Origin of the sequence: Microbacterium sp. LMI1x-1-1.1, assembly GCF_040676205.1 — a bacterium.
Classification (GTDB): Bacteria; Actinomycetota; Actinomycetes; order Actinomycetales; family Microbacteriaceae; genus Microbacterium; species Microbacterium aquilitoris.
Genome location: NZ_JBEGHM010000002.1, coordinates 1004176 through 1028385, shown reverse-complemented (window position 1 = coordinate 1028385; position 24210 = coordinate 1004176). Strand labels below are relative to the sequence as shown.

The following is a 24210-nucleotide window of genomic DNA, read 5'->3' as shown; positions in this document are numbered from 1 at the left end:
CATCCCTTTCGGGACGGGCCTTCGTCGTAGCTCGGCGTTCGCGGCTCAGAGAGCAGCGACCTGCTTCGCGATCGAGGACTTGCGGTTCGCCGCCTGGTTCTCGTGGATGACGCCCTTGCTGACGGCCTTGTCGAGCTTCTTGGTCGCCTTCACCAGAGCCTTCTCGGCAGCGGCCTTGTCGCCGGCGGTGATGGCCGCGCGGGTCTGACGGACGACGGTCCGCAGCTCGCTCTTGACGGCCTTGTTCCGCTCGCGGGCCTTCTCGTTGGTCTTGTTGCGCTTGATCTGCGACTTGATGTTCGCCACGTTCGACGTATCTTTCGTTCGAGGTACAGGTGGATGTGCCGGCGACAGAAGAGGGCTGTCACTCAGCGGTCGTGTGAGGGAGGAACCCACACGCAAGCCAAAAACAGATCTTATCAGGTGGGAGGCTCATCCCGAAGTCGGCCGCTCCTGCGCCATCGTCGCGAGGGCGAGGTCGATGACCGCATTGAACACCCGAGGCCGCATGGCGGTGACCAGATGGGATGTCCGGGGCACGACGATGAGCTCGGCCTCGGGCTTCAGAGCGGTGAAGAGCCGCTCGTTCAGACGAAGTTGGTCCCACTGCCCGTTGACGAACCACATCGGCACCGAGATGCGTTTCAGCGCGGACACGAGATCGAGGACCGACAGGCTCCGGAGCGCGGTGTCCTGCGCGTCGTACGCGTACCCGCCCGCCGCGAAGTCGGCGCGTGTCTCGGGCGGGAGCGTGCGATCCAACACCATGTCGGTGAGCGGCTGACCACGCCGGGGGAGACGATCGAATCCCCGCGCCAGCGTCCGGTACATCGTGAGGCCCGCGCCGCGCGGGATCGACGTGCACCCCGCCGGAATGAACGCCTCGACCGGGGGAGGATCCTCGCGGCCCATGTACTCGATGGAGACGAGTCCACCCATCGAGTGGGCGACCAGGAGCACGGGGCCGCGAGCCGCGGCATCCGTCACCGCGGCGTCGATCGTCTCGAATGCCCCGTCCAGCGTGAAGGTCTCGCTCATGCGGGTGCCGTGCCCGGGCAGGTCAAGGGCGTGCGCGCCGATGCCCGCCGCGGTCAAGTGCTCGACCTGCGCGCGCCACATCGTCGCCGAGGTCCGGATGCCGTGGACGAACACCACCTGAGGCGTCATGCCTCCAGCCTACGAAGCAGCGACCGCGCAAACGGGGAACGGGGGCGGATCCGAAGACCCGCCCCCGTTCCGCCGATGGCGGCGTCAGAACAGAACGCGGACCGTCGCCCGGTTGCTCACCGATCCCGCAGCGACCTTCGGGTCGTCGGGCACGAAGGTCGCGGTGTACGTGTGCGCGCCCTTGGAGAGCCGTCCGAGGGTGGTCGTCGCGACACCTCGGCGGACCTCCGAGGTCGCGATGACGCGGTCGCCTTCCCGGAACTCCACGACGCCCTCCGCGCGCCCACCGTCCTGCAGGACGATGGCGACGAGGGTCGACGGCAGGATCCGGTTGATGTGCACCGGCGGGAGCGCGAGGAGCGACGTACGCGTCGTCGCCGCGGGCTCGGCCGCCTCCTCGACCGTGACGGGCACCTGGGCGACCGTGCCGCTGGGCGCCGCCGTGACGGTGAGCTGCGCCGTGCCCGCGGGGGTTCCCGCCGGCAGCGTGACACTGACGGATGCCGCGCCACCGGTCACCGGCGCAGTGCCGAGCACCTGCTCGCCCAGGCGCACCGTCACCTCGGTGTTGGCCGGAGCGCCCTTGCTGGTCAGGTCCATGCCCGCCACCTGGAAGGTCACCGTGTCACCCGCGGCGACGGTCTCGGGAACGCCCGACACCTGCACGCCGTGCTTGGCGAACGACGGGGCGACGGGGGAGCCGTCGGCGATGTAGTCCACCCATGCCTCGTAGTCGAGGAGGCCCGTGTCGACGTAGTCGTCACCCTCCGTGAAGGCGCGGAAGTTGTCGCCGCCGGCCGCCAGGAACGAGAACGTGCCGATGCGGTACGTCCCGGCCGGGTCGATCGCCTTGCCGTCGACCGTCACCGAGGTGATGCGCTGCCCCTCGGGGAGCGCCGGGTCGTAGGTGTACGACACGTTGTCCGAGAGGCCCAGCTGCAGGTACGGCCGCTGCGGGACGTTGCCCGCCGCATCCCGCTGCCACTGCTGCTCGAGCATCTGGGTGAACTCCTCACCCGTGAGGGTGACGAGGGCCAGCGTGTTGTTGAACGGCAGCACCGCGTTGGCCTGGCTGAACGAGATCGACCCGTCCACGAGACCCGCCACGGCGCCGGCACCGAACTCGGCCTGCGTGTCGAACAGGTCCGCGCGGAGGCCGCCCGGGTTCGTCACGCCGATCACAGCGCCGTTCGGCAGGTCGGCCAGGCTGTCGCGCAGCATGTTCGCGACGGTGTTGCCGAGCGTCGACTCGGCGGCGCGGTTGTCGCGCGAACCCCCGGTGTAGACGCCGTCGACGTACGATCCGCCGCTGAAGGCCGTCGTGATGTCGCCGGCGACCTGGCCGACCTCGGTGTTGCCGACGGCAGCGGCGTTGTCCGTGGCCGCCTTCGTGATGCGGGCGACCTCCGCCACTCGGGGGTACGCGGCGACGAGGTCCGCAGCGGGCGTCGTCGTGCGGGCGACGTTGCGCTCGGTGTGCGTCGAGACCTCACCCGTGGCGGCATCCAGTGTCAGCGTGATCTCGCCGATCTTGGCGCCGTACGAGCCGGTCTGGACGACCGGACGGGTGCGGTCCGTGCCGGGGATCGGCGCCGACCAGGCGTATTCCTTGTGCGTGTGGCCGGTGAAGATCGCATCGACGTCGGCGGACGTGTCGTTGATGATCGCACCGAAGGCGCCGCCGGCGGCTACCTCCTCGTCGAGGGTCGCGCCGTCGGGCGTGCCCGCGCCGGCCCCCTCGTGGTACATCGCGACGATGACGTCGGCCTCACCGTTGGACTCGTCGCCGTCGCTCAGCTGAGCGGCGACGCGGTTGACCGCCTCGACCGGATCGCCGAAGTCGACGGACTCGATGCCGGTCGGCGTCACGAGCGTCGGGGTCTCCTCGGTGACGGCGCCGACGACACCGACCGTGAGGCCGTCCGCCTCGAGCAGCGTGTACTCGTCGAGCGCGGGGGTCGTCGTGCCCTTCTTGTAGACGTTGGCCCCGAGCTGCGGTGCGTCGAACGCGTCGGACACGCGGCCCGACAGGTCGTCGAACCCGCGGTCGAACTCGTGGTTGCCGACGGCGCTCGCCTGCAGACCCATGGCGTTCAGGACGTCGATGGTCGGCTCGTCCTTCGCCACCGATGAGGCGAACAGCGACGCACCGATGTTGTCACCTGCGGACAGGAACAGGGTCGGACCGGATGCCGCCTTGCGCAGCTCCTCGACGGTTCCCGCGAATGCGACGGTGTTGCCGTCGATGCGCCCGTGGAAGTCGTTGATGCCGAGGAGGGTCAGCTGGACGGGAGCGGCCTTCGCCTTCATCCCGACGATCACGGGGTCGTGGTCGCTCGAGCGGTACGGGTCCGCGGAGTAGAACTCCGTGCCGTGCGTGCGGAACCGGCTGTACTCCAGCGCGATGGACTCGCCCGAGTTGATGTTCCAGATGTCCGCATCCGTGGAGCGGGCGAGAGCCGGCTTGTTCAGGAGGATGTGGTCGAGCGAACCGGACAGCCCCGAGAAGCTGTAGGACGACGAGTCGACGTCGAACGCCTGCTCGGCATCCGCGTAGCCGGCGTCGTACAGAACCTCGAGCGGGTCCTCCTGGCTGTAGGAGTTGAAGTCGCCTGCGAGGGCGACGGCGTCGACATCGCCCTGGATCTTCGCGACCCAGTCGCGGAGGGCGGTCGCCTGACGGACCCGCGACTCGTTCGACGAACCCTGCCCGTCGCCGGTGTCGGCGTCGCCCGGCCACGGGCCAGCGGAGCCCTTCGACTTGAAGTGGTTCACGACGAACAGGAACGGGTCGCCGCCAGCGGCGGGCTCGAACACCTGGGCGATGGGCTCGCGCGCGTTGCCGAAGGCCTCGCCGTCCGCGCTCTGGTCGCCGAGGGCGCGGGACGCGCCGACGGGGGAGACGCGCGCGGGCTGGTAGATGATCGCGTTCGTGATGACGTCCTGCTCGGATGCCGGGGGCAGGTCCGTCGAGGAGGGCACGAACGCCCACGTGCCGGCGCCTGCCTTCGCGTTGAGCGCGGCGACGAGGGTCGCCGTGGCCTCATCGGTCTTCTCGCCGAGCGCGGCCGAGTTCTCGATCTCCATGAGGCCGACGACGCCGGCGTCCACCGAGGTGATGGCCTCGACGAGCTTCGCCTGCTGGCGTGCGAGGTCGGCGGCATCCCACGCTCCGCGCTGGGCGCAGCCGTCTCGGACGGTCACACCGTCGCCGAAACGGTCGGTGTAGGCCTCGCAGCTCGCGGTGTCGGTCCCGAGCGTCGTGAAGTAGTTGAGGACGTTGAACGAGGCGATCGAGAGGTCTCCGCTCACCTCGGCGGGTGCGTCGGTTCGGACGTTCTCGAAGACGACCTCATCCGTGCCCGTGCCGTCGCCGACGAGCGGCTGAGTCGGGTTCAGCTTCCACGAGTCATTGCGGTAGTCGACGATGAGCGGTTCCGTGAAGGTGACCCCCGCGCCGACCGTGATCGGCTCGGTGAGCGAGACGTACGCGGGCGTCAGCGCCTGGTTCGCGGCCGACGTGTAGTCGAGCCCGGCTCCATCGTCGAGACGCACGCCGCGAGCCGCGTTGTCCGCGGCGACCGCGGCGGCCGCGTCCGAACCGGGACGCGCCGCGTCCGTCGGCTGGCGCAGCGGCTCCGACCCGGCTGCGAGGCCCACCTCGCCGAAACGGTTGGTGCTGTAGGTGTCGCTGACGGTGAAGTCGCCCTGGGGCGCGACCAGCATCGACTCGAGCGACTCGCGCTGTGCGACCGTCTTCGGCCATTCGACGGTGGCGGGCGTCGGCGCCTCGGCATCGGCGACGACCTTCGCGGCTCCCGCCTTGACGGTGAGTTCGGTGAGGCCGTTGAACTCCGAAACGACGCCGGTGACCGTCACGGTGTCGCCGAGGGCGACCTCGCCGGTCGCTCCGGGCGCGTAGACGAAGACGGCGTCGGAGGCCGTGTGCGCGGCGAGGTCCAGCGCGCCGCCGGTGCCGGCCGTCTGGATGACGTAGCCGTTGTATCCGCCGGTGGGGTAGTGGGCCGTGACGACCCCGGTCGTGGTGACGGTGCGGCCGGCCAGGGGCGAGGCATCCGTCGTGCCCTGGATCTCTGCGATCGTCGCCGCCTGCGGCTCGGGCTCGGGCTCGGGGTCGACATCGGCGCCGAGACCGGTGGGGGTGGGGGCGCCGGCCGTGAAGTCCGCGGCGTTGTCGGCGGTGTTCGAGTTCTCGTCGTCGCGCGAGACGCTCGTGGCGTTGGCGGTCCCGGGGGCGGGCGCCGAACCGGCGAAAGCCGTGGCCGTCGTTCCCCACCCGACGAGGTCGACGACCTGGTCGAGGGTGGCGATGCCGGTGCTGCCCGTCAGCGCGGTGTCGTTCGCGACGAGGGCGACCTTGGCTCCGCTGCCGCTCATCGCGATGGTGCCCTCGACATCGGCGTCGAAGCCGGGGAGGGAGGTGTTGCTGCCCGGCGCCTCGCCGATCAGCAGGTTCGCGCCGGCGGGCAGGTCGACGTCGCCGAGCTTCGTCACCTGCCACGAGCCGCCGGTGGCGGAGGCGTACTGGACGCTGTAGCCGCTCAGATCGACGGTCTCGTCACCGGTGTTGGCGAGTTCGATGAAGTCGCGGTTGAACGCGGCGCCGCTGTTGCCGCCGCCGCCGTAGACCTCGGAGATCACGATGGGCGAATCGGCCGACACGGCGGCGGTGGCGACCGACGGAGCGAGGGCGAGCCCTCCGACCGTCACGGTCGCGGCCGTCAGCAGGGCGCAGGTCCGGCGGAGAACCGGATGCGCGGCGGGCACGGGGGCAGGTGGGTGCGACACGGTGGGTTCTCCCGAGGCGGCGCGGGCGCGGGGCTTATCGCGCAGGAACCGACCGCCACACTGAGCATTCGGGCGGTGGTGCGCCCCTCGCAAGGGTCAGATCGGTTAACTCTTTCTCATGCGTCGGTGCGCTGGCGTGTCGATGAGACGAGCGGTTATTGTGCCCGGTCGGCCGGGACGCTGCGCAGCCGGTCGCCGGTAGACTCGCCTGGTCATGTCACCCCGCGCACTCACGCCCCTGCAGCCCGCGGCCACGCCGCCCGCGCAGCTTCGCAACTTCTGCATCATCGCCCACATCGACCACGGCAAGTCCACGCTGGCCGACCGCATGCTGCAGATCACCGGCGTGGTCTCGGACCGCGACATGCGCGCCCAATACCTCGATCGCATGGACATCGAGCGCGAGCGCGGCATCACGATCAAGAGCCAGGCGGTCCGGATGCCGTGGGCCACCGATGCGGGCACGTTCGCGCTCAACATGATCGACACCCCCGGTCACGTCGACTTCACGTACGAGGTCAGCCGGTCGCTCGCCGCGTGCGAGGGAGCGATCCTCCTCGTCGACGCGGCGCAGGGCATCGAAGCGCAGACGCTCGCGAACCTGTACCTGGCGCTCGAGAACGACCTCGAGATCATCCCGGTCCTCAACAAGATCGACCTGCCCGCTGCCGACCCGGAGAAGTACGCGGCTGAGCTCGCGAACCTCATCGGCGGCGACCCCGCGGACGTGCTCAAGGTCAGCGGAAAAACGGGCATCGGTGTCGAGGAGCTGCTCGACCGCATCGTCGAGCGCATCCCGGCACCGAAAGGCGACGCCGACGCGCCGGCCCGGGCCATGATCTTCGACTCGGTCTACGACGCCTACCGCGGCGTCGTCACCTACGTCCGGATGATCGACGGCAAGCTCGAGCCGCGGGAGCGGATCCAGATGATGTCGACGCGCGCCGCTCACGACCTCCTCGAGATCGGTGTGTCGAGCCCGGAGCCGGTCCCCACCAAGGGATTGGGCGTCGGCGAGGTCGGTTACCTGATCACGGGCGTGAAGGATGTCCGCCAGTCCAAGGTCGGCGACACGATCACGAACCACCGCAAGCCCGCGACCGACGCGCTTGCCGGCTACACCGACCCGAAGCCGATGGTGTTCTCGGGGATCTACCCGATCGACGGCAGCGATTACGCCGTGCTCCGCGAGGCACTCGACAAGCTGAAGCTCTCTGACGCCTCGCTGCAGTACGAGCCCGAGACCTCCGTGGCCCTCGGCTTCGGCTTCCGCTGCGGGTTCCTCGGACTGCTGCACCTCGAGATCATCACCGAGCGCCTCTCGCGGGAGTTCGACCTCGATCTCATCACCACGGCGCCCTCGGTGACCTACACGGTCACGACCGACACCAACGAGACGGTCACGGTGACGAACCCGTCCGAGTACCCGGACGGCCGCGTCGCCGAGGTGTCCGAGCCGGTGGTCAAGGTCGGCATCCTGTTGCCGAAGGACTACGTCGGCACGGTCATGGAGCTCTGCCAGTCGCGTCGCGGCACGCTCCTCGGCATGGACTACCTCAGCGAGGACCGCGTCGAGCTCCGCTACAACATGCCGCTCGGCGAGATCGTGTTCGACTTCTTCGACCACCTGAAGTCGAAGACGCAGGGATATGCGAGCCTCGACTACGAGCCGGCGGGCTCGCAGACCGCCGACCTCGTGAAGGTCGACATCCTCCTGCAGGGTGAGAAGGTCGACGCGTTCAGCTCGATCGTGCACCGCGAGAAGGCCTACGCCTACGGCACGCTGATGACCGAGCGTCTGCGCAAGCTCATCCCGCGCCAGCAGTTCGAGGTGCCGATCCAGGCCGCCATCGGTGCCCGGATCATCGCCCGCGAGAACATCAGCGCGATCCGCAAGGACGTCCTCGCCAAGTGCTACGGCGGTGACATCAGTCGTAAGCGCAAGCTGCTCGAGAAGCAGAAAGAGGGCAAGAAGCGCATGAAGATGGTCGGCCGCGTCGAGGTCCCCCAGGAGGCGTTCATCGCCGCCCTCTCGGGCGATGTCGAGGGCAAGGACAAGAAGTAGGCTGACACGATGCGCCGCGGGAGTTTCCAGGCAGGAACCGTCGACTACGCCGCCGTCGGGGCCACGCAGGCCCCCGACCTCATGGGCTATCCGCCGAAGGGTACGACCCCGGCGGAGGCGTCGTGGCGTCTCGGCAGCGGCGAGAGCCGCTTCGTCACCTCGACCGAGCAGCTCCTCGGGTGGGGTGCCCAGCGAGGTGCGGGATTGCGCGTCGAAGATGTGCGCCCGGCATCCGGACCCATGTACTCGGGTGTCGGGTTCGACGCCGACGGCAACGCCGTCCAGCCGAGCAGGCTGGACGATGAGCAGCGCTTCGATGCGGACGGCACGCCGTTCGTCGGCGCCGGCACGACCGCGCACGTCCATGGCCGGGTCGGTGGGATGAGGGCGGATGCCGAGCTCCGCGTCATCTCGCTGATCGACGAGCCGCGGCGGGTCGGGTTCTCGCTCGGCACCGTCGGCGGCTCGGTCGTCAGCGGCGAGGAGTCGTTCCTGCTCGAGTGGCGGGACGACGACGAGGTGTGGTTCACGGTCCGCGCCTTCGACAAGCCGACCGGCGTGCTCTACCGCCTGTGGCATCCCCTCGTGAAGCGTCGTCGTCGTGCGCTGTTCCAGGGGTACCTGCAGGCGATGTCGCCCATGTACGCCACCGGTTCCTGATGGGCTCTGCTCTTCCCCTCGGCGATCCCGCACCCGCCGACGGCGCGCTGCCGCACGACGTGCCGGTGGATCCCGCCGTCGACTTCGGCGTCTACCTGCACGTGCCGTTCTGCCGGGTCCGCTGCGGATACTGCGACTTCAACACGTACACCGCGACCGAGCTGCGCGGTGCACGCCAGGACGCCTACGCCGACGAGGTGCTCCACGAGATCGCGCTGTCCCGTGAGGTCCTCGCCGCACAGGGACCCCTGCGTCCGGCCCGCACCGTGTTCTTCGGCGGTGGCACCCCCACTCTCCTTCCGCCGGGCGACCTCGCGCGCATGCTCGACGGCATCCGGGGAACCTTCGGTCTCGCGGACGGCGCCGAGGTCACGGTCGAGGCGAACCCCGACACGCTGACCGATGAGGTCGCGCAGACCCTTGCCGCTGCCGGCGTCACACGGTTCTCGATCGGGATGCAGTCGTCCGTGCCGCACGTCCTCGCGGCACTCGACCGCACGCACGACCCCGCGAACATCGCGACGGCCGTCGCGGCGGCGCGGAAGGCCGGGCTCGCGGTCAGCCTCGATCTCATCTACGGCGCACCGGGGGAGTCGCTCGAGGACTGGCGCACCTCGCTCGAGACGGCGATCGCGCTCGCACCTGATCACATCTCGGCGTACGCGCTCATCGTGGAGGACGGAACGAAGCTCGAGCGTCAGATCCGCCGCGGCGAGGTACCCGCCCCCGACGACGATCTGCAGGCCGACATGTACGAGCTCGCCGACGAGCTGCTCGCGGCAGCCGGCTACGGCTGGTACGAGGTCTCGAACTGGTCGACGACTCCCGCCCAGCGCTCCCGCCACAACCTGTCGTACTGGCGGGGTCAGGACTGGTGGGGCTACGGCCCCGGTGCCCACAGCCACGTCGGCGGGCTGCGCTGGTGGAACGTCAAGCACCCCGCCGCGTACGCGCAGCGCCTGGCGCTGGGGGAGTCGCCGGCGGCCGGACGGGAGCGACCGGATGCCGAGGCCCGCCGCCTCGAGGTCATCCTGCTGCGCTCGCGCATCGTGGACGGCGTCGCGGTCGACGAGGCGACCGTCGCGGGGCGGCGGAACGTGGCATCCCTCATCGCCGACGGACTCGTCGACGGCGCCTCGGCCGTGCGGGGACGCATCGTGCTGACGCGTCGCGGACGGCTGCTGGCCGACGCCGTCGTCCGCGCACTCACCGAGTGATCCGAGCAGATCGCTTCTCGCGCGGTAGAATTGGCACTCCCAGAACGAGAGTGCCAGCGGAGGAGGGGTGATGGTCTCGGAACGCGGTCTTCAGGTGTTGCGTGCGATCGTCCAGGACTACGTCGACACGCGCGAGCCGGTCGGCAGTAAAGCGATCGTCGACCGTCACCAGTTCGGCGTCTCCGCGGCAACCATCCGCAACGACATGGCGCTCCTCGAAGACGAAGAGCTGATCACCGCGCCCCACACGTCGTCGGGCCGTGTACCCACCGACAAGGGGTACCGCGTCTTCGTCGACCACCTCGCCGACGTCCGCCCCCTCACCTCTGCGCAGCGCTCCGCGATCGGCGCCTTCCTCGAGGACACCGGTGACCTCGACGACCTGCTCGTCCGGACGGTCCGCTCCCTGACGCGTCTGACCGGTCAGGTCGCGATCGTGCAGTATCCGTCCTTCGCGCGGGCGAACGTCTCGCACGTCGAGGTCGTGCACCTCGGCGGGCCGCGGATCGTCATCATCGTCGTGACCGACACCGGCCGAGTGTCGCAGCGCGTCGTGCTCCTGTCGTCCGAGCCGTCAGCCGACGAGGCCGCGCAGCTCAAGCTCGCGATGGCGTCGCTGCTCACGGGCAAGAGCGTCCGAGACGGCGCGGCGGCGATCGCGCGCATCCTCGAGGACGAGACCCCGGTCCCGCGCGAGGAGAACCGCCGCGTCGTACTGCGCGCGATCGGCGAGGAGCTCGACGAGTTCCGCCAGGACCGCATGGTCATGGCGGGGTCCGCGACCCTCGCCCGCCGGGAATCCGACTTCCGCGGCAGCATCTACCCGCTCCTCGAGGCGATCGAGGAGCAGGTGACGCTGCTGCGGCTCATGGGGGAGATGGTCGCCGACGACCGCGGGCTGGCGACCAGCATCGGGCGCGAGAACGAACCGTTCGGGCTGTCCGAGGCATCCATCGTCGCGGGCGACTACGACGCCGGCGGGTCCCACGCCCGCGTCGGCGTGCTGGGTCCCACACGCATGGACTACCCCACGAATCTCGCGGCGGTCCGCGCCGTCGCGCACTATCTGACGCGGTTGCTCGAAGAAGACGAGACGTCGCGCTGAACGAATCGGCCCGCGGGCCGGAGAGGTGATTGTGGCTGACCACTACGAGGTCCTGGGTGTCGCGCGCGACGCGAGCCCTGAGGAGATCAAGAAGGCTTACCGGCGTCTGGCGCGCCAGCTGCACCCGGACGTGAACCCGGGGGAGGATGCCTCCGAGCAGTTCAAGCTCGTGACGCACGCCTACGACGTGTTGAGCGACCCCGACCAGCGCCAGCGTTACGACATGGGCGGCGACGGAGGCGGCTTCGGCGGAGCCGGTGCAGGTGCCGGCTTCGGCGGTTTCAGCGACATCTTCGAGAGCTTCTTCGGCGGTGGCGGCGGAACCCGCGCCGGCCGTCCGCGGTCACGCCGCGAGCGGGGCCAGGATGCGCTCGTACGCGTCGACCTCGACCTCGGCGACGTCGTCTTCGGCGTCCACCGCGACATCGAGGTCGACACCGCGGTCCTCTGCGAGACCTGCCAGGGCTCGTGCTGCCAGCCGGGCACCCAGCCGGTCACCTGCGACATCTGCCACGGATCGGGCCAGATCCAGCGGACGGTCCGGAGCCTCCTCGGCAACGTCGTCACCTCGCAGCCCTGCACCACGTGCCAGGGCTACGGCACGACCATCCCGTACCCCTGCTCCACCTGTCAGGGCCAGGGCCGTGTGCGTGCACGTCGCACCGTGTCGATCGACATCCCGGCCGGCGTCGAGACCGGTCTTCGACTCCAGCTCCCCGGGTCCGGCGAGGTCGGTCCCGCCGGCGGCCCGAACGGCGACCTGTACCTCGAGGTCACCGTCGCCCCGCACGACGTCTTCAGCCGCGACGGCGACGACCTACTCGCGACCCTCGAGGTCTCGATGGTCGATGCCATCCTGGGAACGAGTGTGACCATCGAGTCCCTCGACGGATCCGTCGACCTCGACATCCGCTCCGGGGTCCAGGCGGGCGACGAGCTCACCATCCGCGGTCGGGGGATCACGCCTCTCCGAGGCGACCAGCGCGGCGACCTCCGGGTCGGCGTGCAGGTCGTCACGCCTTCGCACCTCGACCCGAAGTCGCGGGCGCTCGTGCAGGAGCTCGCGAAGCGGATGCGTCCGGCCCCGCCTCATCTGGCGGAGTTCCACCCGGGTCTGTTCTCCAAGCTCCGCGGCAAGTTCAAGCGCTGATCGTGGCCCTCCACTTCCTGATCGAGGATGCCGGGGCCGCCGGCCCGGGCGATGTCGTCCGGCTGACGGGGGCCGAGGCGCACCACGCCGCGGCCGTCCGTCGCATCCGGGCGGGAGAGGACGTCACGGTGGGTGACGGCCGCGGCGTGTGGCTGACCGGCACGGTCTCGGCCGCCGCGCCCAAAGAGGTCTCGGTCGAGGTCTCCACCCGCGCCGAGGTTCCCGCGGCGTCGCCGCGCACCGTCCTCGTCCAGGCCCTCGCGAAGGGCGATCGCGACGAGCTCGCCGTCCAGGCGGCGACGGAGCTCGGGGTCGACGCGATCATGCCGTGGCAGGCGGCCCGCTCTGTCTCGCGGTGGGAGGGTCCGAAGGTCGCCAAGGGCGTCGCACGCTGGGAGACGATCGCCCGTGAGGCGGCGAAGCAGGCGCATCGGCCGTGGCTGGCAGAACTCCACCAGCCGGTCTCCACGCGGCAACTGGCGGCACTCGCCCAGAACGCACGGATGCTGGTGCTCGAGCCGACGGCATCCGTCGCGCTGTCGCGCATCGAGATCGACGCGGCCGACGCGAGCGACGTGATCCTCGTCGTGGGACCCGAAGGGGGCATCTCGCCCGAGGAACTCGACCTGCTGCAGTCGGCGGGTGCGACGCTCGTGCGGCTCGGCGACACTGTGCTGCGCACCTCGACGGCGGGGCCGGCGGCCCTCGCCGTGGTCAATGCGGCCCTCGGCCGCTGGTGAGCCGGACCCGACCGACGCGGGAAGGCGCTGAGTAGACTGGGAGGATGAGCGAGCCATCGGTGTTCACCCGCATCCTCCGGGGTGAGATCCCCTCCGAGATCGTCGCCGAGACCGACAACGCGTTCGCGATCCGCGACATCGCCCCGCAGGCGCCCGTCCATCTCCTCGTGATCCCCAAGACCGAGGACTACCGCGACGTGGTCGAGCTCGCGGCGGGCGACCCCGCCCTCCTGGCCGAGCTGGTCGGCCTCGCGAACAGTGTCGCCGCCGAACACGCCGGCGGCGACTTCAGACTCGTGTTCAACACCGGCCCCGACGCCGGACAGACCGTGTTCCACGTCCATGCACACGTGCTGGGCGGCGGACTCACGGAAGGGAGCCTCGGTGGCTGACAGCGCCGAACCCACCGTCGCGCACATCTACGCGGACGGTGTCGCCATGGTGCAGCTGCTCGGTCCGCAGGACCGTCTGCTGCGCACCGTGGAACGCGAACACCCGGACGTGCAGGTACACGTCCGCGGCAACGAGATCACCCTGACCGGTGGCGAGGGCGCCGTCGCGCGCGCCCACGAGCTCGTGGACGAGCTGATCGGCATGGCGAGATCGGGCCAGGGCCTCGACCCGAGCGACGTGACGCAGTCGAACCGCATCCTCCGCGAGAACAGCGGGATGCGTCCGTCCGAGGTGCTCGGCGAAGCGATCCTCTCGTCTCGCGGCAAGGTCATCCGACCCAAGACGCGCGGCCAGAAGGAGTACGTCGACGCGATCGAGGAGAACACGATCGTCTTCGGCATCGGCCCCGCCGGCACCGGAAAGACCTACCTCGCGATGGCGAAGGCCGTCCAGGCGCTGCAGCGCAAGGAGGTCAGCCGCATCATCCTGACCCGTCCTGCCGTCGAGGCGGGGGAGCGGCTCGGGTTCCTCCCCGGCACGCTGACCGACAAGATCGACCCCTACCTCCGCCCGTTGTACGACGCCCTGAACGAGATGATGGACCCCGAGCTCGTCCCGAAGCTCATGGCGTCGGGCACGATCGAGGTCGCGCCTCTCGCGTACATGCGTGGGCGCACGCTCAACGACTCGTTCGTCGTCCTCGACGAGGCCCAGAACACGACGCCCGAGCAGATGAAGATGTTCCTCACGCGCCTCGGGTTCGGCACGCGCATGGTCGTCACCGGCGACATCACCCAGGTCGACCTGCCGCAGGGTGCCTCGGGGCTGCGACTCGTCACCCGCGTCCTCAAGGACATCGATGACATCCACTTCTCGCGTCTGACGAGCGACGACGTCGTGCGCCACACGCTCGTCGGTCGGATCGTCGACGCCTACACCGCGTACGACGAGGAGAAGCTCGTGGCGCGACGCGAGCGCGACGAGGCGAGCGAACTCGCGAACCGCGCCGAGCGCCGGACGGGGCTCCGCCCTGCCGGCCCCCGAGACCGACAGCCCAAGCGAGGACGTTCATGACCATCGAGATCACCAACGAGTCCGGCGTCGAGGTCGATGAGACCGTGCTGCTGCGCCTCACCGAGAACAACTTCGCCGAGCTGCACGTCAGCCCCGACGCCGACCTGGCGATCCTCCTCGTCGACGAGGGGGCGATGGAGGCGCTGCACGTCCAGTGGATGGACGAGCCCGGCCCCACCGATGTCCTGAGCTTCCCGATGGACGAGCTGCGCCCGGGAACCGAGGAGTCCCCGACGCCTCCCGGACTCCTCGGCGACATCGTGCTGTGCCCCCAGGTCGCCGAGACCCAGGCCCAGGCGGCCAAGCACACCACGATGGACGAGCTCATCCTCCTCACGACGCACGGCCTGCTCCACCTGCTGGGGTTCGACCACGCCGAGCCCGAGGAGGAGCGCGAGATGTTCGGACTTCAGAAGGAGCTCATCGGCGCGTTCCACTCGAGCGAGCGCCACCGGCGCGCATGACCGAGATCCTCCTGCTCCTCGGAGCTGTGCTGCTCGTCGCGCTCGGCGGGCTGATGGCCTCCCTCGAAGCGGCGCTCGACGTGACGTCCCGCGCGGACCTCGCCGACCTCGCCGATGAGGCGCGCTCCGGCGCAGGTCTTCGCCGGATCGCCGCCGACCCGGACGCGCACCGGACGGCCGTCGTCTTCATCCGCATCCTCATCGAGACCGCTGCCGCCGTCATCGTCACAGTGGCGTTCACCCTCGTCTTCGACAACATCTGGTGGGCGATGCTCGCCGCAGTCGTCGTGATGACCATCGCCTCGTTCGTCCTCGTGGGCGCATCGCCGCGGGCCGTGGGGCGTCAGCATTCGAAGGGGTTCTTGAAGGCGTGCGCCGGGCTCATCCGCGGGGCGCGCATCGTCCTCGGCCCGTTGGCGCACCTGCTGGTCCTCCTCGGCGACCGCCTGACCCCCGGCATCCACCGTGGGGCGTCCTTCGCGTCGGAGGAGCAGCTGCTGAGCATGGTCGATGAGGCCGCGTCGCAGGACCTCATCGAGGCCGACGACCGCGACCTCATCCACTCCGTCTTCGACTTCACCGACCGTTTCGTGCGCGCCGTCATGGTGCCCCGCACCGACATGGTGACCATGGATGCCGCGGCCACGACACAGGAGGCGATGACGCTCTTCCTCGACAAGGGCGTCTCCCGCATCCCGATCGCCGACGGCGAGGCCGACGACATCACGGGCGTCGTGTACCTCAAGGACCTCGTCCAGTTCGCCTACCGCGACGAGACCGCGTGGCGGGGCGTCCCGGTCGCGCAGATCGCCCGGCCCGCCGTCTTCGTGCCGGAGTCGATGCGTGCCGAGAGTCTGCTGCAGCAGATGAAGCGCGAAGCCGTGCACGTCTGCCTCGTCGTCGACGAGTACGGCGGAGTGTCGGGACTCGTGACGCTCGAGGACCTCATCGAGGAGCTGGTGGGCGAGATCGCGGACGAGTACGACCTGCGCACGAGCGAGGTCTCGGACCTCGGCGGCGGTCGATTCCGCGTGAGCACCCGCCTGGCCCTCGACGAGGTCGGCGACCTGTTCGGGATCGAACTCGAGGACGACGACGTCGACTCGATCGGCGGCCTTTTCGGCAAGGCGCTCGGCAGCGTCCCCGTCCCCGGCGTCCGCGTCGAGCACAGCGGGCTCGTCCTCACCGGCGGCACATCCCTCGGCCGGGGCCGCGGCCTCGCGACCGTCTTCGTCGAGCGCGCCGACCCACCGGCCGCCGAACCCGTATCCCCATCCACCGCAGAGATCCGCGTCGCGCGGGGATCGGAGTGACCGTGAGCAGCCGTTCCGGTTTCGTGACGTTCGTCGGACGTCCCAATGTCGGCAAGTCGACCCTGACCAACGCCCTCGTCGGCGAGAAGGTCGCGATCACCAGCGACAAGCCGCAGACCACGCGCAAGGCGATCCGGGGCATCCTCAACCGTCCGGGCGGTCAGCTCGTGATCGTCGACACCCCCGGCATCCACAAGCCGCGGACTCTTCTCGGGCAGCGACTCAACGACCTCGTCGAGCAGGTGCTCGGCGACGTCGACGCGATCGGGTTCCTCGTGCCGGCCACCGAGAAGGTCGGCCCGGGCGACCGGCGTATCGCGGCATCCCTCGACGGCTACGGCCGGGCGAAGAAGGTCGCGATCGTCACGAAGGTCGACATCGCGTCGCGCGAGGAGATCACCGAGCGGCTCATGGAGGTCGACGCGCTCCGCGAGGATTGGGACGCCGTCATCCCGCTGTCCGCGGTGACGGACGACCAGCTCGACGTCCTCGCCGACGAACTCCTGAAGCTCATGCCGAAGGGACCGCCGCTCTATCCGGAGGGGATGGTCACCGACGAGAGTCTCGAGGACCGGATCGCCGAGATCATCCGCGAGGCGGCGCTCGACGGTGTGCGCGACGAACTGCCGCACTCGATCGCCGTGACCGTCGAGGACATCGCTGCCCGCGAGGACAGCGACCTCACCGACGTCTACGCGAACATCGTGGTCGAGCGCGACAGCCAGAAGGCGATCATCATCGGTCGCGGCGGCTCGCGGCTGAAGGACGTCGGTGCGCGCTCACGCGCCGGCATCGAGCCGCTGGTCGGCGGACGCGTGTTCCTGTCGCTCCGGGTACGCGTGGCGAAGGAATGGCAGCGCGACCCGAAGCAGCTCGGGCGCCTCGGATTCTGACCCGCGACGCCGGGTCATCACGGAAGGGCACACGCATGGCACAGGCATGGTTCGCGACCGGTCCGGAAGGACTCTCGGACTGGGAGCTGCGAGAGGTCGACGTCTCGGCGCCCGGCCCCGGAGAGGTGACGATCCGGGTGCGTGCGATCGGGATGAACCCGGCTGATGTGAAGTACCCCACGCGTCCCGATGCGACGTTCCCCTTCCCGATCGGGTACGAGGTGTCCGGTGAGATCACCGCGCTCGGTGCCGGAACGCAGATCGGCTCGGGCGCGGCGACGGTCGGCGACGAGGTGCTCGCGTTCCGCCTGAGCGGCGGGTATGCCACCGAGCTGACCGTTCCCGCCGAGAAGGTCTTCGCCAAGCCGTCGACCCTCGCCCATCCCGAAGCAGCGAACCTGTTCCTGGCCGGTGCGACCGCCGCCGAGCTGCTCGAGCTAAGCGGTGCGCGGAGCGGCGACACGGTTCTGTTCCACGCCGCCTCCGGCGCGGTCGGAGTGAGCTTCCTGCAGCAGGCAGCCGTCCGGGGCGTCCGCGTCGTCGGGACCGCCGGAGAGCGGAACGCCGATGTCGTCCGGCGCTACGGCGGCATCCCGATCACCTACGGACCTGGCCTCGTCGACAGGGCGAAGGATGCCGCGGCGGGCGCGTCCTTCGTCGCATCGCTCGACGGCGTGGGGACCGACGAGGCGATCGAGGCCTCGCTCGCGCTCGTCGAGGACAGGACGCGCATCATCACGATCGTCCGTCGTGACCTCGAGTCGGAGGGCATCGTGGCGATCGGCGGGATGCTGCCCGCGAGCGCTGCGTTCCGCGACGCCGTCCGCGGCGAGCTCGTCGATCTCGCGCGGCGCGGACTGCTCGAGGTGCCCGTCGCCCGCACCTTCCCGTTCGCCGACGCGGTCCAGGCGGCGCGCTTCCTCATGGAGGGGCACCCCGGCGGCAAGCTCGCACTGCTGCCGTAGCGGGAGCGTCGCTCAGCCGACGGATCTGAGCGCGGAGCGGATGATCACCTTGCCGGTCCCGAAGTCCTGGTCGGCCGCCTTCTGCCACGTGCCGTCGTCCCAGATCACGTCGACGTACACCCAGCCGTCCTGGTCGTGCATCCCCAGCATGTCGTTGCCGATCGCATCGGGGACGATCTTCTCGATCGTTGCGATGTCCTCCGCGGTGGCTGATCCGGTCTTCCCCTCGGTGGGATCGGGCGCCGGCATCGCATCGAACAGGGCGAGCGGCACCGGCGTTCGTGTCAGGGTGAACGTCGTGCCGTCGTACGAGCCCCAGACTGCGTAGGCTCCCCACGTCGACCCGCCCGTCGATGTCGCATCCAGCTTGCCGTCCCAGGACCATTCGGTGACGGGGATGCCGCTGCACCGCGGCGGTGCGGATTCCGCAACCGCCCCGAGACACAGCTCGACCGCCGAACCGTCGTCGAGGATCGTTCCCTGGCCCCACACCTCGCCGGTGGGGTTCTCCGGTGTGAGCGCGGCGAGCGCCGATCCCGGGGGTGCTGCCGAGCCACCCGCATCGGCCGCGGCGGCGCAGGAGGTGAGCAGGAGGGCGGCGCCGGCGACGAGGACGGCGAAGGAGCGACGGTGCATCATGCCCGGAGAGTGTCAGGTCCGCGGCATCCGTCTCAGAATGTCGAGCGGCGCGAGCGGGGTGTAACGTGTCGGTATGCGCTTCTGCGGCCTCCTTCTTCGTCGCCGCGACGAGTCCTCGATCTAGGACCAACTCGTCGCGGAGGTTGTCGTGGGTCCGCACCAGTGACGAGAGAAGAAGCCCCATCATGCGAAACCACCAGAAGCCCTCGGGCGCCCCGATCCACAAGTACCGCCCGTACCACGAGCAGATCCGTGTAGACCTGCCCGACCGCACGTGGCCCGGCAACCGCATCGAGGTCGCGCCCCGCTGGTGCGCCGTCGACCTGCGCGACGGCAACCAGGCCCTCATCGACCCGATGAGCCCCGAGCGCAAGCGCGTCATGTTCGAACTGCTCGTGAAGATGGGCTACAAGGAGATCGAGGTCGGCTTCCCCTCCGCGAGCCAGACGGACTTCGACTTCGTCCGCCAGCTCATCGAGGACGACGTCATCCCCGAGGACGTCACGATCCAGGTGCTGACGCAGGCCCGCGAGCACCTCATCAAGCGCACGTACGAGTCGATCGCCGGCGCCAAGCAGGCCATCGTGCACCTCTATAACTCCACGAGCGTTCTGCAGCGCGAGGTCGTGTTCCGCACCGACCAGCAGGGAATCATCGACATCGCTCTCGAGGGCGCGCGCCTGTGCCGCCAGTACGAGAAGACGATCCCCGAGACGGCCGTCTACTACGAGTACTCGCCCGAGAGCTACACGGGCACCGAGCTCGAATTCGCCGTCGACGTCTGCAACCAGGTGATCGAGGTGTTCGAGCCCACCCCCGACCGCAAGGTCATCATCAACCTGCCGGCGACGGTCGAGATGGCGACGCCGAACGTGTACGCCGACTCGATCGAGTGGATGAGCCGTCACCTGGCCCACCGCGAGAACATCATCCTGTCGCTGCACCCGCACAACGACCGCGGCACCGCGATCGCCGCGGCGGAGCTCGGCTACATGGCCGGCGCGGACCGCATCGAGGGATGCCTGTTCGGCAACGGCGAGCGCACCGGCAACGTCGACCTGGTCGCCCTGGGGATCAACCTGCTGACGCAGGGGATCGACCCTCAGATCGATTTCAGCGACATCGACCACGTCAAGCGGACCGCGGAGTACTGCAACCAGCTGCCCGTCCCCGAGCGCAGCCCCTGGGCCGGCGATCTGGTCTTCACCGCCTTCAGCGGGTCGCACCAGGACGCCATCAAGAAGGGCTTCGAGGCGATGGAGGCCCGCGCGAAGGCCGCGGGCGTCTCGGTCGACGAGATCGAGTGGGCTGTCCCGTACCTGCCCATCGACCCGAAGGACCTGGGGCGGTCCTACGAGGCCGTCATCCGCGTCAACTCGCAGTCCGGCAAGGGCGGCGTCGCCTACCTGCTGAAGACGGACCACTCCCTCGACCTGCCGCGCAAGCTCCAGATCGAGTTCTCCGGCGTCGTCCAGGCGAAGACGGATGCCGAGGGCGGCGAGGTCTCCAGCGGTCAGATCTGGTCGATCTTCTCGGACGAGTACCTGCCCGCCCGCGCGGCCGACGACAAGTGGGGTCGCTTCGAGCTCCTGTCCACGCGCACCCAGAGCGACATGTCCGGTGATGTCACGCTCGACGTCACCCTCCGCGACGGCGACGAGCATGTCGCGGCGACCGGCGCGGGGAACGGTCCGATCGCGGCGTTCCTGAAGGTCCTCGGCGAGCGAGGTTTCGAGATCTCCCTGTACGACTACGTCGAGCACACGCTCGGTGCCGGCGGCGACGCCCACGCGGCCGCGTACGTCGAGCTGCAGGTGGAGGATCAGCGCCTGTGGGGCGTCGGCATCGACGGCGACATCTCGACCGCGAGCCTGAAGGCGATCGTGTCGGCCGTGAACCGGGCGATCCGCAGCCGCATCCACGAGGGCGAACTGGCGGGCGTCTGACTCTTGCAGGAGGTCGCCGCCGAGGGGCGCCCGGTCACGGCTTGATGATCGGGATCGTCGAGGTCTCGACGGCGACCTTCCTGCGGTAGAGGGCCCGTTGCTCGGGCAGCGAGATGTCGAAGACCACGGCGAGCACGCGGATGACGGCGGTCACGGCGATGCACGTGATCGCGGCGGGCACCGCCGGGACCCCGAGGGTGTCGAGGACGGCGAGGACGGCGCATCCGACCGCGGCGGCGACGGCGTAGAGCGACCCGACGTGCATCATGGCGACGGGGAGTCCCATGAACACGTCGCGGAGGAGTCCTCCGCCGACGGCGGCACAGGCGCCCACGAAGATCGACGGGATCGGCGGGAGGCCGAGGGCGAGCGCCTTCGTCGTCCCCAGGGCGCCGAACATCCCGATCGCGACGGCGTCGAGGCCCACGATGACGGCGTTGAGGCGCTGGAACACGTTGGCGAGCAGCATCCCGATCAGCGCCGCCGCGGTGACGGTGATCAGGTAGCCGTCGCTCTGGAGGGCGACGGGTGTCGTGCTGAGCAGCAGGTCGCGGATCATGCCGCCGCCCAGCCCCATGACGACGCCGATGATGGCGACCCCGAGGAGGTCGAGACGACGCTGCCCCTGGAACCCCGAGGCGAACAGGGCTCCCTGCACGCCGCCGAGGCCGACGGCGGTGAGGTCTGCCCAGAGGGGGATGAGGAACTGCGGCTCGGTCACGCCTTCATTGTGCCTGGTCACGGGATAATCGATGGGTGCCCACCTACCGTGACGAGGTCGTGATCCTGCGCACCCACAAGCTGGGTGAGGCCGACCGCATCCTGACGATGCTCAGCCGTCGTCACGGCAAGGTCCGTGCCGTGGCGAAGGGCGTCCGCCGCACGTCGTCGAAGTTCGGCGCGCGGCTCGAGCCGTTCATGGTCGCCGACGTCCAGATGTACAAGGGCCGCTCGCTCGACATCGTGCAGCAGGCGGAGTCCCTGGGCGCCTACGGTGCCGACATCGCGACCGACTACGACCGGTACACGGCGGCGTCGGCGATGTCCGAGACGGCCGACCGGCTCAACGAGGCCGAGACGACGCCGCAGCAGTACCTGCTGCTCGTCGGGGGGCTCCGCGCGCTGGCGCGAGGCGATCACGCACCGAGATCGGTCCTCGATTCCTACCTCCTCCGCGTCATGTCCCTCTCCGGCTGGGCGCCGTCGCTGCAGGAATGCGCGCGGTGCGGTGCGCCCGGACCGCACGACTGGTTCGTCGCTCAGCTGGGCGGCATCGTCTGCTCCGCGTGCGCGCCGGCGGGGTCGCCTCGGGTGAGCGCCGAGACCTCCGACCTCCTGCGTGCGCTCCTGGCGGGGGAGTGGGATGTGGTGGATGCCGCATCGGGCGGCGCCACCGCGGCATCCTCCGGTCTCATCGCGGCGTATGCGCAGTGGCACACTGAACGAGGCATCCGTTCCCTGTCCCACCTGGAGGCGCCTCGGTGAGTCCCAAGCCGTACACGCATCGCGACGCGGTGCCCTACCGCCCGCTCGACTGGACCGGCGTGTACCCGCCGGAGTTCCCGAAGGGCTCGGTCCCGGCTCACGTCGCGATCGTCATGGACGGCAACGGCCGCTGGGCCAACCGCCGCGGTCTCACGCGGATCGAGGGGCACCGCGCGGGGGAGGAGGTCCTCCTCGACGTCGTGGCCGGTGCGGTCCAGGCCGGGGTGAAGCACCTGAGTGTGTACGCCTTCTCGACCGAGAACTGGGCGCGCTCACCCGAGGAGGTGCGCTTCCTCATGGGGTACAACCGCGATGTGCTGCACCGTCGTCGCGACCAGCTCAACGAGTGGAACGTCCGCATCCGCTGGGCGGGCCGAAAGCCCCGGCTGTGGGGGTCGGTCATCAAGGAGCTCCAGTACGCCGAACAGCTCACGTCCGGCAACACGGGATTGACCCTCACGATGTGCGTGAACTACGGCGGACGTCACGAGATCGTCGATGCGATGCGCGCCATGGGGGAGGAGATCGCCCGGGGGAAGCTGAAGCCGTCGGCGATCACCGAGAAGACGCTCCGCCGGCACCTGTACGTCCCCGACATGCCCGACGTCGACCTGTTCGTACGCTCCAGCGGGGAGCAGCGGACCTCGAACTTCCTGCTGTGGGAGGCGGCCTACGCCGAGATGGTGTTCCTCGACACGCTGTGGCCGGATTTCTCCCGCACGGACCTGTGGGGAGCGATCGAGCTGTATCTCTCCCGCGACCGCCGGTTCGGCGGGGCGAAGGACGCGCCGACCGCGTCCTGACGCTCAGCGGACGTCGGCAGCAGGCCCCGCGAGCCAACGATCCACGTCGCGGGGGTGCGTGAGGCGCACGACGGGCAGGTCGTACTCGGCGGCGACCACCGGCATCCGCGTCTGCCATGTGCGGTGCGTGCGCATCTCCCACCGGAGGATGTGACCGGGGTCGCGGAAGACCGTCCACAGCGGCGGCTCGACGTTGCCGTTCCAGAGTCGCTCGCGACGGATGCGGCGGCGCAACGTGCGGCGGAGCAGCCGCGCGCGGGCGACCCGACGCGGCAGGTCGAGCCACACGGCGAGGTCGGCGCGCTCGCCGAGGATCTGTCCGCCGCCGGACCCGAAGTAGTTCCACTCCGACACCCACCGGTCGCCGTCGGCGACGCGGCGGACGTCGCTCAGGAACTCGGGTCGCGTCGTCCACCGCGGTCCGTGGAAGAGCGCGTCCAGCTCCGTGTACTCGAGGCCCCACAGCTCGGCCAGCTGCCGTGCCAGAGTCGACTTCCCGACGCCGGTGGTGCCGGCGATCACGACGCGCTGCGGGCGGAACGGGAGCGGGGTGTCGGCCGACAGCATCCCGCCAGCCTAGGAGCGGCGGAGGGAATACCGCGAGGGCCAGGTGGCGTTGCACGGGATGTGACGGAACCCATCAAGATCGACGTGTGGAGCGATATCGCCTGCCCGTGGTGCTACATCGGTAAGCGGAACCTCGAGACCGGGCTGGCGGAGACGGCGACGGACGCCGACGCCCCCCGCGTAGAGGTGACCTTCCACTCGTACGAGCTGTCCCCGGACACCCCCGTCGATTTCGACGGAACCGAGATCGACTTCCTCTCGGAGTACAAGGGGATGCCGGCCGATCAGGTGCAGCAGATGCTCGACCGCGTGACCGGTGTCGCCGCCGACGCCGGACTCGGCTATCGGTTCGACATCCTCAAGCACACCAACACCGTGAAGGCCCACGAGCTGCTGCACTTCGCGAAAGAGCAGGGCCTCCAGAAGGAGGCGACCGAGCGTCTCATGTCGGCCTACTTCACCGAGGGCCGTCACGTCGGCAACATCGACGACCTCGTCGCGCTCGCCGGTGACGTGGGCCTCGACACCGACCAGACGCGCGACGCGCTCGAGTCGGGGCGGTATCTCGAGGCGGTGCGCGCCGACCAGGCTCAGGCCCAGGCCTACGGCATCCAGGGCGTTCCGTTCTTCGTCATCGACGGCAAGTACGGCGTGAGCGGCGCCCAGCCCGCCGCAGCGTTCGCGCAGATCGCCCGCCAGGTGTGGGCTGAGCGCGCCGAGGAGCCCGCCGCGAGCTGAGCTCTTCTCCCACGATG

The 24210-nt window shown here is 69.7% G+C and carries 22 protein-coding genes; 16 read left to right on the top strand and 6 right to left on the bottom strand.

Going from position 1 to position 24210, the window contains the following annotated elements:
• Positions 1 to 45: 45 nt before the first annotated feature.
• From rpsT to MRBLMI1x_RS12755, 3 genes are all read right to left on the bottom strand, one after another.
• On the bottom strand, positions 46 to 306 hold the full coding sequence (rpsT, locus tag MRBLMI1x_RS12765; RefSeq protein ID WP_018186614.1) for a 30S ribosomal protein S20: 261 nt from the start codon (positions 304 to 306) through the stop codon (positions 46 to 48).
• Between the two features lie 126 nt (positions 307 to 432).
• Positions 433 to 1167: an alpha/beta fold hydrolase gene (locus tag MRBLMI1x_RS12760; RefSeq protein WP_018186615.1), complete on the bottom strand. Its 735-nt coding sequence runs from the start codon at positions 1165 to 1167 to the stop codon at positions 433 to 435.
• A gap of 84 nt (positions 1168 to 1251) precedes the next feature.
• On the bottom strand, positions 1252 to 5955 hold the full coding sequence (locus MRBLMI1x_RS12755) for an ExeM/NucH family extracellular endonuclease (protein WP_363459416.1): 4704 nt from the start codon (positions 5953 to 5955) through the stop codon (positions 1252 to 1254).
• A 235-nt stretch (positions 5956 to 6190) separates the two neighbouring features.
• On the opposite strand from MRBLMI1x_RS12755, the gene lepA reads away from it, so the two are divergent.
• From lepA to MRBLMI1x_RS12695, 12 genes are all read left to right on the top strand, one after another.
• Positions 6191 to 8041, top strand: coding sequence for a translation elongation factor 4 (gene lepA, locus MRBLMI1x_RS12750; RefSeq protein WP_018186617.1), 1851 nt, complete (start codon positions 6191 to 6193; stop codon positions 8039 to 8041).
• Between the two features lie 9 nt (positions 8042 to 8050).
• Positions 8051 to 8701: a DUF1990 family protein gene (locus MRBLMI1x_RS12745; protein WP_363459164.1), complete on the top strand. Its 651-nt coding sequence runs from the start codon at positions 8051 to 8053 to the stop codon at positions 8699 to 8701.
• Positions 8701 to 9918 (top strand): radical SAM family heme chaperone HemW, encoded by a 1218-nt coding sequence (gene hemW, locus MRBLMI1x_RS12740; protein ID WP_363459162.1) that lies wholly within the window; start codon positions 8701 to 8703, stop codon positions 9916 to 9918. Before MRBLMI1x_RS12745 ends, hemW begins: the two co-directional genes overlap by 1 nt.
• Positions 9919 to 9988: 70 nt before the next feature.
• Complete coding sequence (gene hrcA, locus MRBLMI1x_RS12735) at positions 9989 to 11023, top strand: heat-inducible transcriptional repressor HrcA (protein WP_018186620.1); 1035 nt, start codon at positions 9989 to 9991, stop codon at positions 11021 to 11023.
• 31 nt (positions 11024 to 11054) lie between these two features.
• Positions 11055 to 12173, top strand: coding sequence for a molecular chaperone DnaJ (gene dnaJ / locus MRBLMI1x_RS12730; RefSeq protein ID WP_018186621.1), 1119 nt, complete (start codon positions 11055 to 11057; stop codon positions 12171 to 12173).
• A gap of 2 nt (positions 12174 to 12175) precedes the next feature.
• Positions 12176 to 12913: a 16S rRNA (uracil(1498)-N(3))-methyltransferase gene (locus MRBLMI1x_RS12725; protein ID WP_363459159.1), complete on the top strand. Its 738-nt coding sequence runs from the start codon at positions 12176 to 12178 to the stop codon at positions 12911 to 12913.
• 44 nt (positions 12914 to 12957) lie between these two features.
• Positions 12958 to 13305, top strand: a complete 348-nt coding sequence (locus tag MRBLMI1x_RS12720) for a histidine triad nucleotide-binding protein (protein WP_026302843.1) — start codon at positions 12958 to 12960, stop codon at positions 13303 to 13305.
• A gap of 46 nt (positions 13306 to 13351) precedes the next feature.
• Positions 13352 to 14380 carry a PhoH family protein gene (locus tag MRBLMI1x_RS12715; RefSeq protein ID WP_363459414.1) on the top strand — a complete coding sequence of 343 codons (1029 nt, stop codon included), beginning with the start codon at positions 13352 to 13354 and terminating at the stop codon, positions 14378 to 14380.
• On the top strand, positions 14377 to 14844 hold the full coding sequence (gene ybeY, locus MRBLMI1x_RS12710; protein ID WP_018186625.1) for an rRNA maturation RNase YbeY: 468 nt from the start codon (positions 14377 to 14379) through the stop codon (positions 14842 to 14844). Before MRBLMI1x_RS12715 ends, ybeY begins: the two co-directional genes overlap by 4 nt.
• On the top strand, positions 14841 to 16157 hold the full coding sequence (locus MRBLMI1x_RS12705; protein WP_018186626.1) for a hemolysin family protein: 1317 nt from the start codon (positions 14841 to 14843) through the stop codon (positions 16155 to 16157). The genes ybeY and MRBLMI1x_RS12705 overlap by 4 nt, the downstream gene beginning before the upstream one ends.
• The gene (gene era / locus MRBLMI1x_RS12700; protein ID WP_018186627.1) at positions 16154 to 17050 is read left to right on the top strand and encodes a GTPase Era; all 897 of its coding nucleotides are present in this window, start codon (positions 16154 to 16156) and stop codon (positions 17048 to 17050) included. The genes MRBLMI1x_RS12705 and era overlap by 4 nt, the downstream gene beginning before the upstream one ends.
• 35 nt (positions 17051 to 17085) lie before the next feature.
• Complete coding sequence (locus tag MRBLMI1x_RS12695; RefSeq protein ID WP_363459156.1) at positions 17086 to 18015, top strand: quinone oxidoreductase family protein; 930 nt, start codon at positions 17086 to 17088, stop codon at positions 18013 to 18015.
• 12 nt (positions 18016 to 18027) lie between these two features.
• Here MRBLMI1x_RS12695 and MRBLMI1x_RS12690 read toward each other — a convergent pair whose 3' ends face one another.
• Positions 18028 to 18654, bottom strand: a complete 627-nt coding sequence (locus tag MRBLMI1x_RS12690) for a hypothetical protein (protein ID WP_363459154.1) — start codon at positions 18652 to 18654, stop codon at positions 18028 to 18030.
• A 185-nt stretch (positions 18655 to 18839) separates the two neighbouring features.
• Here MRBLMI1x_RS12690 and leuA point away from each other — a divergent pair, with 185 nt between their 5' ends.
• Complete coding sequence (leuA, locus tag MRBLMI1x_RS12685) at positions 18840 to 20600, top strand: 2-isopropylmalate synthase (RefSeq protein WP_363459152.1); 1761 nt, start codon at positions 18840 to 18842, stop codon at positions 20598 to 20600.
• Positions 20601 to 20634: 34 nt separating this feature from the next.
• On the opposite strand, the gene MRBLMI1x_RS12680 is transcribed toward leuA, so the two are convergent.
• Positions 20635 to 21321, bottom strand: a complete 687-nt coding sequence (locus MRBLMI1x_RS12680; RefSeq protein ID WP_336123578.1) for a trimeric intracellular cation channel family protein — start codon at positions 21319 to 21321, stop codon at positions 20635 to 20637.
• Between the two features lie 35 nt (positions 21322 to 21356).
• Between MRBLMI1x_RS12680 and recO the strand changes: the two genes are divergently transcribed.
• Positions 21357 to 22085 carry a DNA repair protein RecO gene (gene recO, locus MRBLMI1x_RS12675; protein ID WP_018186632.1) on the top strand — a complete coding sequence of 243 codons (729 nt, stop codon included), beginning with the start codon at positions 21357 to 21359 and terminating at the stop codon, positions 22083 to 22085.
• Complete coding sequence (locus MRBLMI1x_RS12670) at positions 22082 to 22888, top strand: isoprenyl transferase (RefSeq protein WP_018186633.1); 807 nt, start codon at positions 22082 to 22084, stop codon at positions 22886 to 22888. The genes recO and MRBLMI1x_RS12670 overlap by 4 nt, the downstream gene beginning before the upstream one ends.
• A gap of 3 nt (positions 22889 to 22891) precedes the next feature.
• Here MRBLMI1x_RS12670 and MRBLMI1x_RS12665 read toward each other — a convergent pair whose 3' ends face one another.
• On the bottom strand, positions 22892 to 23455 hold the full coding sequence (locus MRBLMI1x_RS12665) for an AAA family ATPase (protein WP_363459149.1): 564 nt from the start codon (positions 23453 to 23455) through the stop codon (positions 22892 to 22894).
• Positions 23456 to 23515: 60 nt separating this feature from the next.
• On the opposite strand from MRBLMI1x_RS12665, the gene MRBLMI1x_RS12660 reads away from it, so the two are divergent.
• Positions 23516 to 24193, top strand: a complete 678-nt coding sequence (locus MRBLMI1x_RS12660; protein WP_018186635.1) for a DsbA family oxidoreductase — start codon at positions 23516 to 23518, stop codon at positions 24191 to 24193.
• Positions 24194 to 24210 lie beyond the last annotated feature (17 nt).

Coding starts and splice junctions, on each gene's coding strand:
- MRBLMI1x_RS12760 (WP_018186615.1), bottom strand. CDS start 1,167: ATGACGCCTCAGGTGGTGTTCGTCCACGGCATCCGGACCTCGGCGACG.
- lepA (WP_018186617.1), top strand. CDS start 6,191: ATGTCACCCCGCGCACTCACGCCCCTGCAGCCCGCGGCCACGCCGCCC.
- MRBLMI1x_RS12745 (WP_363459164.1), top strand. CDS start 8,051: ATGCGCCGCGGGAGTTTCCAGGCAGGAACCGTCGACTACGCCGCCGTC.
- hemW (WP_363459162.1), top strand. CDS start 8,701: ATGGGCTCTGCTCTTCCCCTCGGCGATCCCGCACCCGCCGACGGCGCG.
- hrcA (WP_018186620.1), top strand. CDS start 9,989: ATGGTCTCGGAACGCGGTCTTCAGGTGTTGCGTGCGATCGTCCAGGAC.
- MRBLMI1x_RS12720 (WP_026302843.1), top strand. CDS start 12,958: ATGAGCGAGCCATCGGTGTTCACCCGCATCCTCCGGGGTGAGATCCCC.
- MRBLMI1x_RS12715 (WP_363459414.1), top strand. CDS start 13,352: ATGGTGCAGCTGCTCGGTCCGCAGGACCGTCTGCTGCGCACCGTGGAA.
- ybeY (WP_018186625.1), top strand. CDS start 14,377: ATGACCATCGAGATCACCAACGAGTCCGGCGTCGAGGTCGATGAGACC.
- MRBLMI1x_RS12705 (WP_018186626.1), top strand. CDS start 14,841: ATGACCGAGATCCTCCTGCTCCTCGGAGCTGTGCTGCTCGTCGCGCTC.
- MRBLMI1x_RS12695 (WP_363459156.1), top strand. CDS start 17,086: ATGGCACAGGCATGGTTCGCGACCGGTCCGGAAGGACTCTCGGACTGG.
- MRBLMI1x_RS12690 (WP_363459154.1), bottom strand. CDS start 18,654: ATGATGCACCGTCGCTCCTTCGCCGTCCTCGTCGCCGGCGCCGCCCTC.
- leuA (WP_363459152.1), top strand. CDS start 18,840: ATGCGAAACCACCAGAAGCCCTCGGGCGCCCCGATCCACAAGTACCGC.
- MRBLMI1x_RS12665 (WP_363459149.1), bottom strand. CDS start 23,455: ATGCTGTCGGCCGACACCCCGCTCCCGTTCCGCCCGCAGCGCGTCGTG.